This is a genomic window from Streptomyces coeruleoprunus (genome assembly GCF_039542925.1).
GTDB classification, from domain to species: Bacteria; Actinomycetota; Actinomycetes; order Streptomycetales; family Streptomycetaceae; genus Streptomyces; species Streptomyces coeruleoprunus.
Genome location: NZ_BAABIT010000001.1, coordinates 3,764,519 through 3,780,055 on the forward strand (window position 1 = coordinate 3,764,519; position 15,537 = coordinate 3,780,055).

Genomic DNA, 15,537 nt, shown 5'->3' on the forward strand with positions numbered 1-15,537 from the left:
AAGGAGAGCAGTGCGGGGGCCGCGGCTCTGCCTAATGTGCCTTCCGTGGACGTGAAGGCGATGACGAGAGCCGGCTGGCGCTGGCTGGCACCCCCCGAGCTGTGGACGCGGCGGCGGACGGCCCTGGAGGCCGTGGTCGCGGTGGTGATGGGCCTGCTCGCCGCCGGGATCGAGGAGCTGCTCGGCAGCGGCGACTGGTACCCGGCGGTGGTCGGCGTGGCCGCGGCGGCGCTGTCGCTGCTGCGCCGGCGGCTGCCCGTGGCCGTGCTGGCGGTCACCGGTGCGCTGACCCCGGTCGTGGGCGGGTTCCTGCTGCTGCTCATCCTCGTCGGCTGGTCGGCCGGACGGCTCATCGCGGGCCCCGGTCGGACCCTGGTCGCGTTCACCGTCTCGTACGCGCTCTTCGTGGGGGCCTCGCTGCTGGACGGCATGGCCCGCCAGGCGCCCATGACGATGGTGCTCCTCACCACGCTCTACTACCTGGCGACGACCGTGATGCCCGGCCTGGCCAGCCGGTACTGGATCCAGCGCCGGACCCTGCTGCACGCCCTCCAGGACCGGAACGCGCAACTGCTGCGCGAGCGCGCCATGGTGGAGGGCCAGGCCAGGCTGCGCGAGCGGCAGCGGATCGCCCAGGACATGCACGACAGCCTCGGCCATCAGCTGGCCCTCATATCCGTGCACACGGGGGCCCTCGAAGTCGACCGCGCGCTCACCGACCGCCAGCGGGAGGCCGTCGGCGTGCTGCGCGAGGCGTCGGTGAACGCCATGCGCGAGCTGCGCGAGGTCGTCGGCATCCTCCGCGACGGCATCGAGGCGCCGGCCGCCCCGGACGACGGGTCGGGCCAGGCGCGGCGCGGTACGGCGGGCATCGACGCGCTCGTCGACGCGGCCCGCGCGGCCGGCAACGACGTGGAGCTGGAGCGCAGCGGCGAGCCGCGCCCGCTGGCCCCTGCGGCCGACCACGCGGCGTACCGCATCGTGCAGGAGGCGCTGACCAACGCGTACAAGCACGCGCCGGGCGCGGCCATAGCCGTCGAACTGCGCTACGAGCCGGACTCGCTGGTCGTCGAGGTGGTGAACGCGGCGGGCGGGGCCGCGCCCGAGGACGTCGTCAGCGGCGGCCAGGGGCTGACCGGGCTGCATGAGCGGGCGCGCCTGGTCGGCGGGATGGTGCACGCGGGGCCCGTGGACGGGGCCGGTTTCCGGGTCGCGGCGGTGCTTCCGTACGGGGTGCCGGGGGCGGTGGCCCCGCCGCTGGTCGACGCGGTGGACGACTTCGGGCAGCAGGCGCGGGCGCTGCGGGCGGCCGAGGGGGCCGGGAGCGCGGCGCCGGCCGGGGCGCCCGGGTCGGTGCCGGGTGGTGTGCCTCAGGGCGGAGTGCCCGGTGGGGCGTTCCCCGGGGCGTACCAGGGTGGTTACCCGGGGCCGTATCCCGGTTCGTGGCCGGACGTGGCCCCGCCCGTGCGCGGGACGAGCGGGGTGGCCGTGGGCTGCGGCATCGCCGCGGCCGTGGGTCTGGTCCTGCTGGTGGTCGCCGGGTTCGGCATGTTCTTCCTGGTCGGGGCCATGAGCGAGGGAATGATCACGCGCACCCAGTACGAGAAGATCAAGATCGGCGCCGACGAGCAGGAGGTGCGGGACCGGCTGCCGAAGGGTGAGACGATCGCGACCTTCGGCCTGGACGGGCTCGGACCGGAGGAGCCGGCGGGCGCGGACTGCCTCGTGCTCCTGTCGACCGCGGAGAGCGAGGACTTCGACTCGGAGCCGGTGTTCAGGTTCTGCTTCAAGGACGGCAAGCTGATCGAGAAGAAGGCGTACGAGGTGAAGCGGTAGCGGACGACCGCTTCGGTGAAGGGGCGGGCGACGTGACGGGGGTCGGCGTGGGTACGGGGGGCGTCGGTGGGGTCGAGGGGGCCGGTGGTGCGGGGAGTGCCGGTAGTGCCGGTGCGGCGATGATCAAGGTCGTCGTCGCCGACGACGAGCCGCTGATCAGGGCGGGGATCCGGATGATTCTGACCTCGGACCCGGACATCCGGGTCGTGGCCGAGGCGGCGAACGGCCGTGACGCCGTCGAGCTGACCCGCGCGCACGCCGCCGACGTGGTGCTGCTCGACCTCCAAATGCCGGTGATGGACGGGCTCACGGCGCTGCCGGAGCTGCGCCGCGCGGCGCCGGAGGCACGGGTCGTCGTGCTGACCACGTTCGGGGAGCGGGACAACGTCCTGCGGGCGCTGGAGTACGGCGGCGCGGGCTTCCTGCTCAAGGACACGGCGCCCGCCGAGCTGATCCGGGCCGTGCGCGCGGCCGCCGCTGGCGACGCGTACCTCTCGCCGGGCGCCACGCGGCACGTCGTCGAACAGCTCGCCTCGGGGCGCGCGGCGGCACGCAACGAGGAGGCCAGGAGCCGCGTGGCGGCGCTCAGCGGACGGGAGCGCGAGGTGCTGGCGCTGCTCGGGGAAGGGCTGTCGAACGCCGACGCCGGCCGGCGGCTGCACATGAGCGAGGCCACGGTGAAGACGTACGTGAGCCGCATCCTGGCCAAGCTGGGCTGCGAGAACCGTGTGCAGGCCGCGCTGTTGGCACGCGACGCGGGGCTGTAGCCGCCGGCGGGCGGGGCGTTGTCCACAGGGGCAGACGGCTCTTGGACGACAGGGGTACGGTCGGGGGCAGTTGAACGACGTACGCGAACGGGGGGGGCTCATGGACGAGTCGCGGATTGCCGTGCCGGCGCAGCGGGCGGGCGGAAGTGCCGGCACGAGCCGGCGTGCCGGTGCCGGGCCGGTGGCGGGGCGCATTCCGGTGGTTCCCGGCTTCGCGCCGCGTGCCGGCGGCGGGCGGGGTGACGGTGGTGAGGGCGGTGACGGCCCGAAGGCGCGGGGCAAGGCGCTGCGGGCGCGCGTCCCCCGGGCCGCGCACGCGTCGCCGGTGCCGGGCGCGGGACGGCCTGACGCGGTCCGGGCGGTCGAGGAGTCCAGCCGTGACCGGGTGCCGGCGCTGACGCCGATACGGGTGGGCCGCATGTCCGCGACGCCGTTCGCGTTCCTGCGCGGCGCGGCCGGCCTGATGGCACACGACCTGGCCGGTACGCCGGTGACCGGGGTGGGCGCCCAGATATGCGGCGACGCGCACGCGGCCAACTTCGGCCTGTACGGCGACGCCCGCGGACGGCTGGTCATCGACCTGAACGACTTCGACGAGACCGTGTTCGGCCCCTGGGAATGGGACGTCAAGCGGCTGGCGACGTCCCTGGTGCTGGCCGGCCGGGAGGCGGGCGCCGACGAGGACGTGTGCCGGGCCGCGGCGTACGACACGGTGGGCGCCTACCGGCGGACCATGCGGCTGCTGGCCAAGCTGCCCGCGCAGGACGCCTGGAACGCCATCGCCGACGAGGAGCTGGTCTCCCACACGGACGCGCGGGACCTGCTCGGCACGCTGGAGCGCGTGTCGGAGAAGGCGCGGCGGAACACGAGCGCCCGCTTCGCGGCCAGGTCGACGGAGGAGACGGAGGACGGCGGCCGGAGGTTCGTGGACGCGCCGCCGGTGCTGCGGCGCGTGCCGGACGCGGAGGCCGCCGCGGTCGCCGCCTCGCTCGGCCCCTACCTGGGGACGCTGCCGCCGGACCGGCTGCCGCTCCTCGCGCGGTACGCGATCCACGACGTGGCGTTCCGGGTGGTCGGCACGGGGAGCGTGGGCACGCGGTCGTATGTGGTGCTGCTCCTGGACCACCGGGGTGAGCCGCTGGTCCTCCAGGTGAAGGAGGCCCGGCCCTCCGCGCTGGGGCCGTACCTGCCGGCGGCCGGGTTCGCGGTGGAGGACGTGGATCACGAGGGGCGCCGGGTGGTGCTGGGGCAGAAGCGGATGCAGGTCGTCAGCGACAGCCTGCTGGGCTGGACGACCGTGGAGGGGCGGCCCTACCAGGTGCGGCAGTTCCGCAACCGCAAGGGCAGCGTCGACCCGGCCGCGCTGGCCGCCGACCAGGTCGACGACTACGGGCGGATGACGGGCGCCCTGCTGGCGCGGGCGCACGCGCACAGCGCCGACCCCCGGCTCATCGCGGCGTACTGCGGCAAGAGCGACGAGCTGGACACGGCGGTCGCCGGGTTCGCCGTCGCGTACGCGGACCGCACGGAAGCCGATCACGCCGATCTGGTCGCCGCCGTGAGGAACGGGCGGATAGCGGCCGAGCTGGGGGTGTGACGGGTGGCCGCCGGGCGCCCGTAGTCTGGTCGGGTGACGAACCCCGGCGACACCCCGCACGACACTCCCGGCGACCTGCCGAGCGGCGCTCCCGGCGGCGCTGCCGACGGCGCCCCGAACGGCACGCCGGGCGACGACGCGACCGGTGAGCGGCCCGAGGAGCGCCTGGCGCGTGCCGTGCGGGCGGCCGAGCAGGCGCTGATCGAGTTCGAGATCGCGGTGGAGACCTTCCGGGTCGAGGTGGAGAACTTCTCCCGGCTGCACCACCAGAGGCTGGGCCCCATGTACGCGCGGCTCGACGAGCTGGACGCGCTGATCGCGGAGGCCCGCGCGGCTCGCACCGGCGACCCGGAGGACCTGCGCAAGGCGCAGGAGGCGCGGGCCCAGGTGCTGCCCATGCCGGGCGTCGAGGAGTTGTTCCACAACTGGATCGACTCCGACGGCCTGTCGCCCGAGGCCGCCGCGATGCTGAACGAGCAGCCCGTCCAGGCGCCCCGGCGGGTGCGGCCCAGCGACGAGGCGCGCAAGCTCTACCGGGAGCTCGCCCGCAAGGCCCACCCCGACCTGGTCACGGACGAGGCCGAGCGCAAGCGCCGTGAGGACTTCCTGGCGCGGGTCAACGCCGTCTACGCGCTCGGCGACGAGACCCGGCTGCGGGAGCTGTCCGAGGAGTGGGCGGCCGGCCCCGCACCGGCGGAGCCCGAGGCCGGCGAGAGCGAGGAGCTGTACGCCCGGCTCGAATGGCTGGCGCAGCGCAAGGAACTGCTGGCCCTGGTGGCCCGCGAGCTGGAGGAGAGCGCGATCGGCGCGATGCTGCGGCTGGCGCCGGACGACCCGGACCGGCTGCTCGACGAGGTCGCCGAGCAACTGCTGGCCCAGGTGGCCGCGCGTGAGGCCGAGCTGGCCGAGCTCATGCGACCCTGAGGGTGTCCCTCATTCCTCATGCCCCTTGTTCCCCTCATTCCCCTCATTCCCCTCGTTCACTTCGTCGCCGAGAGAAGGCTTGATCCATGAACTTCGCATCCCTGCCCACCGTGGACGTCGCTTCGGTGCCGGCCGACGGGCTGGTCCTGGACGTCCGAGAGCAGGACGAGTGGGCGGCAGGGCATGTCGAGGGTGCGCTGCACGTGCCGATGAGCGACTTCGTCGCGCGCTTCGGTGAGGTGACCGAGGCCGTGGCCGACGGCCGGCGCGCCTATGTGATGTGCCGGGTCGGCGGCCGGTCGGCGCAGGTCACCCAGTACCTGGTGCAGCAGGGCATCGACGCCGTGAACGTCGACGGCGGCATGCTCGCCTGGGAGGACGCCGGCCGCCCGATGGTCGCCGACCACGACGGCCCCGCCGTGGTGCTGTAGCCGCCGCGCACGCCATCTCGGGGTCTCGGGGCGCGCGGTCTCGGGGCGTCGGGGCTCGGGGCGTCGGGCTCGGGGCGTCGGGCTCGGGACCTCGCTACGGCCGGCTCGCCAGGAGGTCCCCCAGCGCCTCCTCATGAGCGGCCGCCGGCCCGAGGGACAGCTCCAACTGCTTGGCCCAGGCGTGGTACCGGTGCAGGGCGTAGTCGGTGTCCGCGCCGAACCCGCCGTGCAGGTGCTGTGCGGTCTGCACGACCCGCCGCACCCCGTCGGACGCCCAGATCTTCGCCACGGCGACATCAGCCGCGAGCGGCAGCTCCCCGCCCGCGTCGACGGACATCCGCCAGGCCGCCTGCCACAGCGTGGCCTCCATGGCCTGGAGGTCGATGTAGCGGTCAGCGGCCTGGACGGCGACCGCCTGGAACGTGGCCAGCGGGAACCCGAACTGCTCCCGCTTGCCGGTGTAGTCGCTGGTCATGGCCAGCACGGCCGTGCCCACGCCCAGAGCCAGCGCACAGGTGCCCGTGGTCAGCAGGGCGCGCAGCCACTCCCAGGCGCCCTCGGCGTCGATCAGCTCACCGGCGGCGACCCGCACGGAGTCCAGCCGCACCTCCGCCAGGAGCTCGCCGCTCGTGGACACCTGGTCGGCCAGGACGACACCTTTCCGCCCTGGCGCCACCAGGGCCAGCACCGTCCTGCCGTCACCGGTGTGCCCCGGCACGGCGATCAGGTCCGCGCAGCGCGCCCACGGGACCGCCGTCTGCATCCCGTCCAGCACCCAGCCGTCCCCGTCCGGGCTCACCGCGACGGCCTGCTCGGCCGGGTCGTGGCCGGTACGGCCGTTCGCCGCGACGGTGAGGACCGTGTCGCCACGCCCGACGCCCGGCGACAGCCCGGCGGCCACTTCCGGTGCGGCGTACCGCTCCACCGCCATCGCCACGGCACACGTCTCCAGGAGCGGTACCCGCGCCAGCACCTTCGCCGACTCCCGCAGCACCAGACAGAGCGCGACCGGATCCAGCCCCGCCCCGCCGTACTCGGGCCCCAGCACCAGGCTCAGCAGATCGGCCCCAGCGAGCCGCGCCCACAGGGGCCGGTCGAACTCCTCCGCCACCGCGCCCAGCGTCAGCGCCGGGCTCGGCACCCGGTCGGGCGCGACATCCGAGAAGACCGCCCGAGCCGCCTCGACAGCCGCCTGCTGCTCTTCACTGAAGGAGAAGTCCACAGCCCGGTCCTCCCGCTCTCCCGCACCGCTCCATCTGACGGCCCGTCAAGATAGAACAGGTTCTAGAAGAACGGAAGCCTCGCACACGCCCCGCAGCAGCCGGATCGGCAGGGGTCGCGCGGGACTTGGCCCTCGCCTTCTGCCACGGCAAGCCGTACTTGGGCGCCGCCTGGTTGTTGCCCCCCGGCAAGGTGCTCCAGTGCGCCGGGCATGGGTGCGCGCCCTGCCGGACCGGGCACTGCCCACCCTGCGGCCACCCGCGCCGGGCCTGGGACACGCCCTCTGCCGGCCTTGGCCCGCCCCTGCGGGCCACCCGCGTCCGGCCTTGGCCCGCCCCCTGTCATGGGCGGGCCAAGGCGTGCGCTCGTTGGCTCAGCGGTCGAAGTCCAGTGCCACCTCGGGGGTCATCGCGTGGGACTGGCACGCCAGTACATAGCCGGCCTCCGTCTCGTCCGCCTCCAGTGCGAAGTTGCGGTCCATCCGCACCTCGCCGGAGACCAGGAACGCCCGGCAGGTGCCACAGACGCCGCCCTTGCAGGCGTACGGCGCGTCCGCCCGGCTCCGCAGGACCGTCTCCAGCAGCGACTCGCCCTCCTGCACCGGCCAGCTTCCCGACCGGCCGTGCAGCTTGGCCGTCAGCGTGGCGTGGGCCGCCTCGCCCGCCACCCGCACCGGAGCGGGCGTCGAACCGTCGTCCACATGGAAGATCTCCTGGTGGATCCGGGTCCGCTCCACACCGAGCCCCCGTAGGGTCCGCTCGGCGCTCTGCACCAGCCCGAACGGCCCGCACAGGAACCAGCCGTCCACGTCCTCCACCGGCAGCAGCGCCGGCAGCAGCCCCCGCAGCCGCTCCTCGTCCAGGCGGCCGGACGGCAGCCCGGTCTGCTGGTCCTCCCGGGACAGCACGGTGATCAGCTGGAACCGGTCCGGGTAGCGGTCCTTCAGGTCGGCGACCTCCTCCAGGAACATCGTGGAGGAGGCGGTGCGGTCGCTGCGTATCAGACAGAACAACGCGTGCGGTTCACGGGCCAGCAGGGTCGACGCGATGGACAGCACGGGCGTGATGCCACTGCCGCCGACCACCGCCGCGAAGTGCCCCGGCCGGGGCGCCAGCACGAACCGGCCCATCGGCTCCATGACCTCCACGGTGTCCCCGGCCGACAATTCCTTCAGCGCGTACGTCGAGAACTCGCCTCCGTCCACCAGCCGGATGCCCACCCGCAGTACCGGATCCACACCCGAGGTCATCGCCGGGGAGCAGATCGAGTACGTACGGCGGATCTCCTCGCCGCCCGGCAGGATGCGGCGCAGCGTCAGGTGCTGACCCGGTGTGTGCCGGAACGCCTCCCGCAGTTCGGCCGGAACGTCGAAGGTGACGGCCACCGAGTCGTCCGTGAGCCGCTCGACCTCGCTCACCCGGAGCGGATGGAACATCTACAACTCCTTGAAGTGGTCGAAGGGTTCGCGGCAGGTGACGCAGCGGCGCAGCGCCTTGCACGCGGTCGAGGAGAACCTGCTCAGCAGCTCGGTGTCGGTCGAGCCGCAGTGTGGGCAGCGGATGGCCAGGGTGAGCGGCACCGGCCCGTCCGCCTTCTGTGGGCGGGGCGGGGCTATGCCGAACTCGGCGAGCTTGCGCCGCCCTTCCTCGGTGATGTCGTCCGTCGTCCAGGCGGGGGAGAGGACCGTGACGACCGCGACGTCCGCCATGCCGTGCTCGTGCAGCACCCGCTCGACGTCCGAGGCCATCGCCTCGATGCCGGGGCAGCCGGTGTAGGTCGGCGTCAGCTCCACCCTCACCCGGCCCGGTCCGAGGACGTGCACGCCACGCAGCACGCCCAGCTCCTCCAGGGTGACCGCGGGCAGCTCGGGGTCGGGAACCGCACCGGCCAGCCGGCTCAGCTCCTCCTCCAGGGGCGTTGTCGTCACCATGTCGCCCCCGGGTGGCTGCGGTGCAGATGCTGCATTTCGGCGAGCATCCGGCCGAACGGCTCGGTGTGCACGCCCTGCCGGCCGGCGCCCGCACTCCACGCTGTGCCCCGGGACCCCTCGGGCAGGGCCAGCGTCGCCCGCGTCAGCACGCCCGAGACGGAGGCCAGCCAGTCGGACTCGAGCTCACGCCAGTCGATGTCGAGGCCCTCGACCGGCTGGAACAGCTCACCCGTGTACCGCCACAGCGCCTCGCAGCCCCGCTGCATCCGCTCGTGGCTCTCCGGGGTGCCGTCACCGAGCCGCAGTGTCCACTGCTCGGCGTGGTCCTGGTGGTACGCGATCTCCTTGACGGCCTTGGCGGCGAGCGCCTTCAGCTCCTCGGGCACCTCGGCGGCCCCGGCGGCGAGGCGTCCGTACAGCAGCCGCTGGTAGGTGGAGAAGTACAGCTGGCGGGCGATGGTGTGGGCGAAGTCCCCGTTCGGCTGCTCCACGAGCTGCACGTTGCGGAACGCCCGCTCTTCCCGCAGGTACGCCAGCTCGTCCTCGTCGCCGACCAGGGAGAGCAGCACCCGCGCCTGGCCCAGCAGGTCCAGGGCGATGTTGGCGAGGGCGACCTCCTCCTCCAGGGCGGGCGCGTGGCCCACCCACTCCCCCAGCCGGTGGGACAGCACCAGCGCGTCGTCGCCCAGGGCGAGCGCGGCCGCGGTGTTCACGGAGGCCGTCACAGGTGCTGCACCCCCTCGGGGATCTCGTAGAAGGTCGGGTGCCGGTACGGCTTGTCGGCGGCCGGCTCGAAGAACGGGTCCTTCTCGTCGGGCGACGAGGCGGTGATCGCTGCGGACGGCACGACCCAGATCGAGATGCCCTCGTTGCGCCGGGTGTACAGGTCGCGGGCGTTGCGCAGGGCCATCTCCGCGTCCGGGGCGTGCAGGCTCCCCGCGTGCGTGTGGGACAGTCCGCGGCGCGAGCGCACGAACACCTCCCACAGCGGCCAGTCGCTGCTCGTCATGCCGTCGCCTCCCTGTGCTTCGCGGCGTACGCGGCCGCCGCCTCCCTGACCCAGGCTCCCTCTTCGTGGGCCCGTCGGCGCTGGGTGATCCGCTGTTCGTTGCACGGCCCGTTCCCCTTGAGGACCTGGTGGAACTCGTCCCAGTCGATCGGGCCGAAGTCGTAGTGCCCGCGCTCCTCGTTCCAGCGCAGATCGGGGTCGGGGAGCGTGAGCCCCAGCGACTCCGCCTGGGGGACACAGGCGTCGACGAAACGCTGGCGCAGCTCGTCGTTGGAGTGGCGCTTGATCTTCCAGGCCATGGACTGAGCCGAGTGCGCCGACTGGTCGTCCGGCGGGCCGAACATCATCAGCGACGGCCACCACCAGCGGTTCACCGCGTCCTGCGCCATCTCACGCTGCTCCGCGGTGCCGCGCGAGAGGTGGAGCAGCGACTCGTAGCCCTGCCGCTGGTGGAAGGACTCCTCCTTGCAGACCCGGACCATGGCGCGGGCGTACGGACCGTAGGAGCAGCGGCACAGCGGCACCTGGTTCATGATCGCGGCGCCGTCCACCAGCCAGCCGATGGCGCCGACGTCGGCCCAGGTCAGCGTGGGGTAGTTGAAGATCGACGAGTACTTCTGGCGGCCGGAGTGCAGCTTGTCCAGCAGCTCGTCCCGGCTCGCGCCGAGCGTCTCGGCGGCGCTGTACAGGTACAGGCCGTGGCCCGCCTCGTCCTGGACCTTGGCGATGAGGATCGCCTTGCGCCGCAGCGAGGGCGCCCGGGTGATCCAGTTGGCCTCGGGCTGCATACCGATGATCTCGGAGTGGGCGTGCTGCGCGATCTGCCGGATCAGCGTCGCGCGGTACGCGTCCGGCATCCAGTCGCGCGGCTCGATTCGCTCGTCGGCGGCCACGGCGGCGTTGAACACCGCCTCGTACGCCTCCTGCGTATCCGCAGTCATTGCCGTCATCGGGCCCCCTACCGACCGATCGTTCGGTTGAATGACTTCAATGGTCGGTCGGTGGCCCGTATGGTGTCAACCCTGTGGATAACCGCAGTGCATCGATGGGGATCGGGGCGGGATGGAGCCATACGACGAGGAGCGCGGGCGCGCCGGGCGCGGCGACGCCGGTGACCGGAACCCGGCCCTTCCTCTCCCGCCCCCCACGACCCCCAGCTGGGCGGAGGCGGCGAGGCGGGACGAGGACCCTGGCGCCGATCGTGCGCCCGAACGGGTGACCGAACCGGCGGCGCGCGCCGGGACTCCGGCCGACTCCGTGGCAGACACCCTCGCGGGGGCCGACCGCTTGGCAGGCCCGTTGGCCGCCGATCGGCCCGAGGCCGCGGCTGACGTCGAGACGCAGGCTCGGACCGAGCCGACCCAGGCTCAGACAGAGAAAGAGGCAGAGACCGAGGCGGAGCCCGACGTCCAGTCCGAGGCCCGGACAGGTATGGCCGCTCTCTCCCTGCCCTACCAGGCCGCCGCCGCCGTCGCCCTGGCCGCCATCGGCTTCGTCGCCTGCCTCCACCTGGGCATGGTCTTCCTCCACGTCGCCCCCTCGAACACGCTGACGAAGCAGCACGGCAAGGCGGTCGACGACTGGGTCCTGCCCGAGTTCGAGCAGAACTGGAAGCTCTTCGCCCCGAACCCGCTCCAGCAGAACATCGCCGTCCAGGTCCGCGCCGAGGTCGAGGCCGACGGCGGCCGAAGGATCACCCCGTGGATCGACCTGTCCGCCGAGGACGGCGCGGCGATCCGCCACAACCCCCTCCCCAGCCACGTGCAGCAGAACGAACTGCGCCGTGCCTGGGACTTCTATGCGAACTGGCACGCCGACGACAGCCAGAAGGGCGGGCTGCGCGCCCGGCTCTCCGAGCGCTACATCCGCCGCATCGCCATGATGCGCCTGGAGAACCACCAGCTCGGCGGAAGGATCGAACGGATACAGGTGCGCTCGTCGACCCGGGGCGTCGCCGCCCCGCCGTGGAGCGACGAGAAGATCGACACCCGCCCCTACTACCGGGAGCTGCCCTGGTGGACGGTCACAGCCGCGGACCTGCCCGGTGGCGTCAGCGGTGGACGCGCGGGGGAGGCGGCCCGATGAATGCGACCCGTCCCGCCCCCGGCCGGCCCGCCGCACGCGAGCCGCTCGACCGCCGGCTCGCCCGTGCCGTCCAGCGCGCCACCAGTACCGCCCTCGGGCCCTACCAGTCCGCCGTCGTCCGCATCGGCTTCGCGGCCACCTGGCTCTTCTTCCTGCTGCGGGAGTTCCCGCACCGGCACGAGCTGTACGGCCCGCAGGGCCCGTGGTCCTGGGACATGACCCAGCAGCTCATCGCGAGCAACCGCTCCTTCACCGTCCTGATGTGGTCCGACTCCACGATCTGGTTCGAGATCGTGTACGTCCTCGCCATGCTCTCCAGCGTCCTGCTGATGCTGGGCTGGCACACCCGCGCGACCTCGGTGCTCTTCATGGTGGGAGTGCTGTCGCTGCAGAATCGCTCCGTCTTCATGGGCGACGGTGGCGACAACGTCGTCCACCTCATGGCGATCTACCTCGTGCTCACCCGCTGTGGTCGCGTCTGGTCGCTCGACGCCCGGCGGCTCGCCCGGCGCGGGAACGCCTTCGACCCGGTGGGGGTGCTGCTGTGGGCGGTGCTGGGCTTCGGTCTCGTCGCCGTGACGCTCTTCCGTGACCGGACCGGCGAACCGTGGCTTCTGTGGCTTCTGTGGCTCCTGTGGGTGGCGCAGGGGGTGTGGTGGCTGATCGGACACGTCGCCCCGGGGGAGCCCCGTACATTCCTCGACGTCGTCGCCAATCTGATCCACAACGCCACACTCGCCGTGATCATGGCCGAGGTCTGCCTGATCTACGCGACGGCGGGCTGGTACAAGATCCAGGGCTCGCGCTGGCAGGACGGCACCGCCCTGTACTTCCCGCTCAAGCTGGACTACTTCACCCCGTGGCCCGCCCTGTCGGACCTGCTCGCCGCGAGTGGTGTGATGGTCATGCTCATCACGTACGGCACGGTCATCGTGCAGGTCGCCTTCCCGTTCACGCTGTTCAACCGGCGGGTCAAGAACGTCCTGCTCGCGGTGATGATGCTGGAGCACGCGGGCATCGCGGTCCTGCTCGGGCTGCCGATCTTCTCGCTGGCGATGATCACCGCGGACGCGGTCTTCCTGCCGACCGCCTTCCTGCTGTGGCTGGAGGGCCGGGCGCTGTGGGCCGGCCGCCGGCTGCTCCCCCGCCGGGGAGCGGTGCCGGGGCAGCGGACGGCGACCGACGAGGACAGTGCCCGTACCCTCGTCGGGTGAGCAGCGAGACCCCCATGCCCAGCACCACCCCCGCCGGCGAGCCGCTTCAGTACGACGACGGCTACGGCGACGAGGTCGGCGTCGGCCCGCACCCCCTGCCCTGGCCGCAGGGCGAGCGGTACGACCCCGAGCTGCTCGCCGGGGGCGACCGGCGCAATGTCGTCGACCGCTACCGCTACTGGACGCGCGAGGCCATCGTCGCCGAGCTCGACACCCGGCGCCATGACTTCCATGTGGCCGTGGAGAACTGGGGCCACGACTTCAACATCGGCTCGGTCGTGCGGACCGCCAACGCCTTCCTGGCGAAGGAGATCCACATCGTGGGCCGGCGTCGCTGGAACCGGCGCGGTGCGATGGTCACCGACCGGTACCAGCACGTGCGCCACCACCCCGATACCGCGTCCCTGACGGCGTGGGCCGAGGCCGAGGACCTGCCGATCATCGGCATCGACAACCTGCCGGGTGCGGTGCCGCTGGAGCGGACCGTGTTGCCCCGCCGCTGTGTGCTGCTGTTCGGGCAGGAGGGCCCCGGCCTCACCGAGGAGGCGAGGAAGCACGCGCGGATGGTGTGCTCCATCGCCCAGTTCGGCTCGACCCGCTCCATCAACGCCGGAGCGGCGGCGGCGATCGCCATGCACGCCTGGGTGCAGCGCTACGCGGAGATCACCGACGCTCCTGCCTGACCGGACCCGCTCCGGGTGGCCGACGGGCCCCGGGCCGGACGCCCCGGGCCCGACGGGCTCAGGCCTGGCGGCGGACCTCGACGACCCGGAAGCGGTTCGCCACGAAGGCACCGTCGCACAGGGCGGCGTTCGCGGCCGGGTTGCCGCCCGAGCCGTGGAAGTCGGAGAACGCGGCGGTCTGGTTCACGTACACCCCGCCCGTGAGGTTCAGCGACAGCTGCGCGGACTCCTCCAGGCAGACCTCCTCGACGGCCCGCTCCACCTCGGTCGACGTGGTGTACGCGCCGACCGTCATCGCGCCCTTCTCCCGCACCGTGCGGCGCAGCAGCTCCAGCGCGTCGTCCGTCGAGTCGACGGCCACCGCGAAGGCGACCGGCCCGAAGCACTCCGACATGTACGCGGCCTCGGAGTCCGGCTTGGCCCCGTCCAGCTTGACCAGCACCGGAGTGCGCACGACGGCGTCGGGGAAGTCGGGGTTGGCGATCTCGCGGGAGGCCAGCGCGACCTCGCCGAGACCGGCCGCCGCCTCCAGGCGGGCCTTGACGTCCGGGTTCACCAGCGCGCCCAGCAGGGCGTTCGCCCGCGCGTCGTCACCGAGCAGCCCGTCCACGGCGGCCGCCAGGTCGGCGACCACCTCGTCGTACGACTTGGGTCCCGCCTCCGTCGTGATGCCGTCGCGCGGGATCAGCAGGTTCTGCGGGGTGGTGCACATCTGGCCGCTGTACAGGGACAGCGAGAACGCCAGGTTGGAGAGCATCCCCTTGTAGTCGTCCGTGGAGTCGATCACGACGGTGTTGACGCCGGCCTTCTCCGTGTACACCTGCGCCTGGCGGGCGTTGTCCTCCAGCCAGTCGCCGAACGACGTGGAGCCCGTGTAATCGATGATCCGGATCTCCGGGCGCACCGCCAGGGTCTTGGCGATGCCTTCGCCGGGCCGCTCGGCGGCGAGCGCCACCAGGTTCGGGTCGAAGCCCGCCTCGGCCAGCACGTCCCGGGCGATCCGCACGGTCAGGGCCAGCGGCAGGGCCGCGCGGGGGTGCGGCTTGACCAGCACCGCGTTGCCCGTCGCCAGCGAGGCGAACAGGCCCGGGTAGCCGTTCCAGGTCGGGAAGGTGTTGCAGCCGATCAGCAGGGCGACGCCACGGCCGACCGCGGTGAACGTCTTGCGCAGCTCCAGAGGGTCCCGCTTGCCCTGCGGCTTCGACCAGTCGGCGGCCAGGGGCGTGCGCACCTGCTCCGCGTAGGCGTAGGCGACGGCCTCCAGGCCGCGGTCCTGCGCGTGCGGGCCGCCCGCCTGGAAGGCCATCATGAAGGCCTGGCCGCTTGTGTGCATCACGGCGTGGGCGAACTCGTGCGTACGGGCGCTGATCCGCGCCAGGATCTCCAGGCAGACCAGGGCGCGCAGCTCCGGTCCAGCGTCCCGCCACGCCGCCAGGCCCGCGCGCATGGCGGGCAGCAGCACGTCCACGTCGGCGTGCGGATACTCGACGCCCAACTCCGGGCCGTACGGGGAGACTTCGCCGCCCGTCCAGCCGTCCGTCCCGGGCTGGTCCAGCTCGAAGCGGGACTGGAGCGTCGCCTTGTGGGCGGCGAGCCCGTCGGCGGCGCTCAGCGAGCCGTTCTCGCCGTAGGCCTTGGGGTGCTCGGGGTGCGGGGACCAGTAGGCGCGCGTACGGATCGCCTCCAGGGCCTGGTCGAGTGTGGAGCGGTGCTTCTCGGTCAGGTGGTCGGTGGTGAGCTGCGCGGCGGCCATGACGGACCAACTCCTCGTCGAGCTGGGCAGGGACAGGCGGACAGAGCTAGAGTAACCGAACGATCGGTCGGTACAAGGGGGTCTGTC

General features: G+C 72.8%; 15 protein-coding genes. 8 read left to right on the top strand and 7 right to left on the bottom strand.

Annotation, left to right across the window (positions count from 1 at the left end; all coding sequences use genetic code 11):
• Positions 1 to 45: 45 nt before the first annotated feature.
• The 5 genes from ABEB09_RS16740 (at position 46) to ABEB09_RS16760 (ending at position 5,555) form a co-directional block, all read left to right on the top strand.
• The gene (locus tag ABEB09_RS16740) at positions 46 to 1,836 is read left to right on the top strand and encodes a sensor histidine kinase (protein ID WP_380840434.1); all 1,791 of its coding nucleotides are present in this window, start codon (positions 46 to 48) and stop codon (positions 1,834 to 1,836) included.
• 119 nt (positions 1,837 to 1,955) lie between these two features.
• Positions 1,956 to 2,603: a response regulator gene (locus tag ABEB09_RS16745; RefSeq protein WP_345690728.1), complete on the top strand. Its 648-nt coding sequence runs from the start codon at positions 1,956 to 1,958 to the stop codon at positions 2,601 to 2,603.
• A 100-nt stretch (positions 2,604 to 2,703) separates the two neighbouring features.
• Complete coding sequence (locus ABEB09_RS16750) at positions 2,704 to 4,200, top strand: DUF2252 domain-containing protein (protein ID WP_345690729.1); 1,497 nt, start codon at positions 2,704 to 2,706, stop codon at positions 4,198 to 4,200.
• A gap of 33 nt (positions 4,201 to 4,233) precedes the next feature.
• Positions 4,234 to 5,124 carry a hypothetical protein gene (locus ABEB09_RS16755; protein ID WP_380840431.1) on the top strand — a complete coding sequence of 297 codons (891 nt, stop codon included), beginning with the start codon at positions 4,234 to 4,236 and terminating at the stop codon, positions 5,122 to 5,124.
• 86 nt (positions 5,125 to 5,210) lie between these two features.
• Positions 5,211 to 5,555: a rhodanese-like domain-containing protein gene (locus ABEB09_RS16760; RefSeq protein ID WP_345690730.1), complete on the top strand. Its 345-nt coding sequence runs from the start codon at positions 5,211 to 5,213 to the stop codon at positions 5,553 to 5,555.
• Positions 5,556 to 5,649: 94 nt separating this feature from the next.
• Here ABEB09_RS16760 and ABEB09_RS16765 read toward each other — a convergent pair whose 3' ends face one another.
• The 6 genes from ABEB09_RS16765 to paaA all read right to left on the bottom strand — a co-directional run bounded on the left by ABEB09_RS16765 (position 5,650) and on the right by paaA (position 10,656).
• Positions 5,650 to 6,777 (bottom strand): acyl-CoA dehydrogenase family protein, encoded by a 1,128-nt coding sequence (locus ABEB09_RS16765; RefSeq protein WP_345690731.1) that lies wholly within the window; start codon positions 6,775 to 6,777, stop codon positions 5,650 to 5,652.
• Between the two features lie 372 nt (positions 6,778 to 7,149).
• Positions 7,150 to 8,211: a 2Fe-2S iron-sulfur cluster-binding protein gene (locus ABEB09_RS16770; RefSeq protein ID WP_345690732.1), complete on the bottom strand. Its 1,062-nt coding sequence runs from the start codon at positions 8,209 to 8,211 to the stop codon at positions 7,150 to 7,152.
• A complete protein-coding gene (paaD, locus tag ABEB09_RS16775; protein ID WP_345690733.1) occupies positions 8,212 to 8,706 on the bottom strand; it encodes a 1,2-phenylacetyl-CoA epoxidase subunit PaaD in 495 nt (164 codons plus the stop codon).
• Positions 8,700 to 9,431 carry a 1,2-phenylacetyl-CoA epoxidase subunit PaaC gene (paaC, locus tag ABEB09_RS16780; protein WP_345690734.1) on the bottom strand — a complete coding sequence of 244 codons (732 nt, stop codon included), beginning with the start codon at positions 9,429 to 9,431 and terminating at the stop codon, positions 8,700 to 8,702. Before paaC ends, paaD begins: the two co-directional genes overlap by 7 nt.
• On the bottom strand, positions 9,428 to 9,715 hold the full coding sequence (gene paaB, locus ABEB09_RS16785; protein ID WP_345690735.1) for a 1,2-phenylacetyl-CoA epoxidase subunit PaaB: 288 nt from the start codon (positions 9,713 to 9,715) through the stop codon (positions 9,428 to 9,430). The genes paaC and paaB overlap by 4 nt, the downstream gene beginning before the upstream one ends.
• Positions 9,712 to 10,656, bottom strand: a complete 945-nt coding sequence (gene paaA / locus ABEB09_RS16790; protein ID WP_345693961.1) for a 1,2-phenylacetyl-CoA epoxidase subunit PaaA — start codon at positions 10,654 to 10,656, stop codon at positions 9,712 to 9,714. Before paaA ends, paaB begins: the two co-directional genes overlap by 4 nt.
• 490 nt (positions 10,657 to 11,146) lie before the next feature.
• Between paaA and ABEB09_RS34960 the strand changes: the two genes are divergently transcribed.
• The 3 genes from ABEB09_RS34960 to ABEB09_RS16805 are packed head-to-tail and all read left to right on the top strand — an operon-like array spanning position 11,147 to position 13,697.
• Positions 11,147 to 11,800: a DUF5819 family protein gene (locus ABEB09_RS34960; protein WP_380840428.1), complete on the top strand. Its 654-nt coding sequence runs from the start codon at positions 11,147 to 11,149 to the stop codon at positions 11,798 to 11,800.
• Positions 11,797 to 13,014, top strand: coding sequence for an HTTM domain-containing protein (locus tag ABEB09_RS16800; RefSeq protein ID WP_345690737.1), 1,218 nt, complete (start codon positions 11,797 to 11,799; stop codon positions 13,012 to 13,014). The genes ABEB09_RS34960 and ABEB09_RS16800 overlap by 4 nt, the downstream gene beginning before the upstream one ends.
• 14 nt (positions 13,015 to 13,028) lie before the next feature.
• Positions 13,029 to 13,697 (top strand): TrmH family RNA methyltransferase, encoded by a 669-nt coding sequence (locus ABEB09_RS16805; RefSeq protein WP_345693962.1) that lies wholly within the window; start codon positions 13,029 to 13,031, stop codon positions 13,695 to 13,697.
• Between the two features lie 58 nt (positions 13,698 to 13,755).
• Here ABEB09_RS16805 and paaN read toward each other — a convergent pair whose 3' ends face one another.
• Positions 13,756 to 15,450, bottom strand: coding sequence for a phenylacetic acid degradation protein PaaN (gene paaN, locus ABEB09_RS16810; protein WP_345690738.1), 1,695 nt, complete (start codon positions 15,448 to 15,450; stop codon positions 13,756 to 13,758).
• Positions 15,451 to 15,537 lie beyond the last annotated feature (87 nt).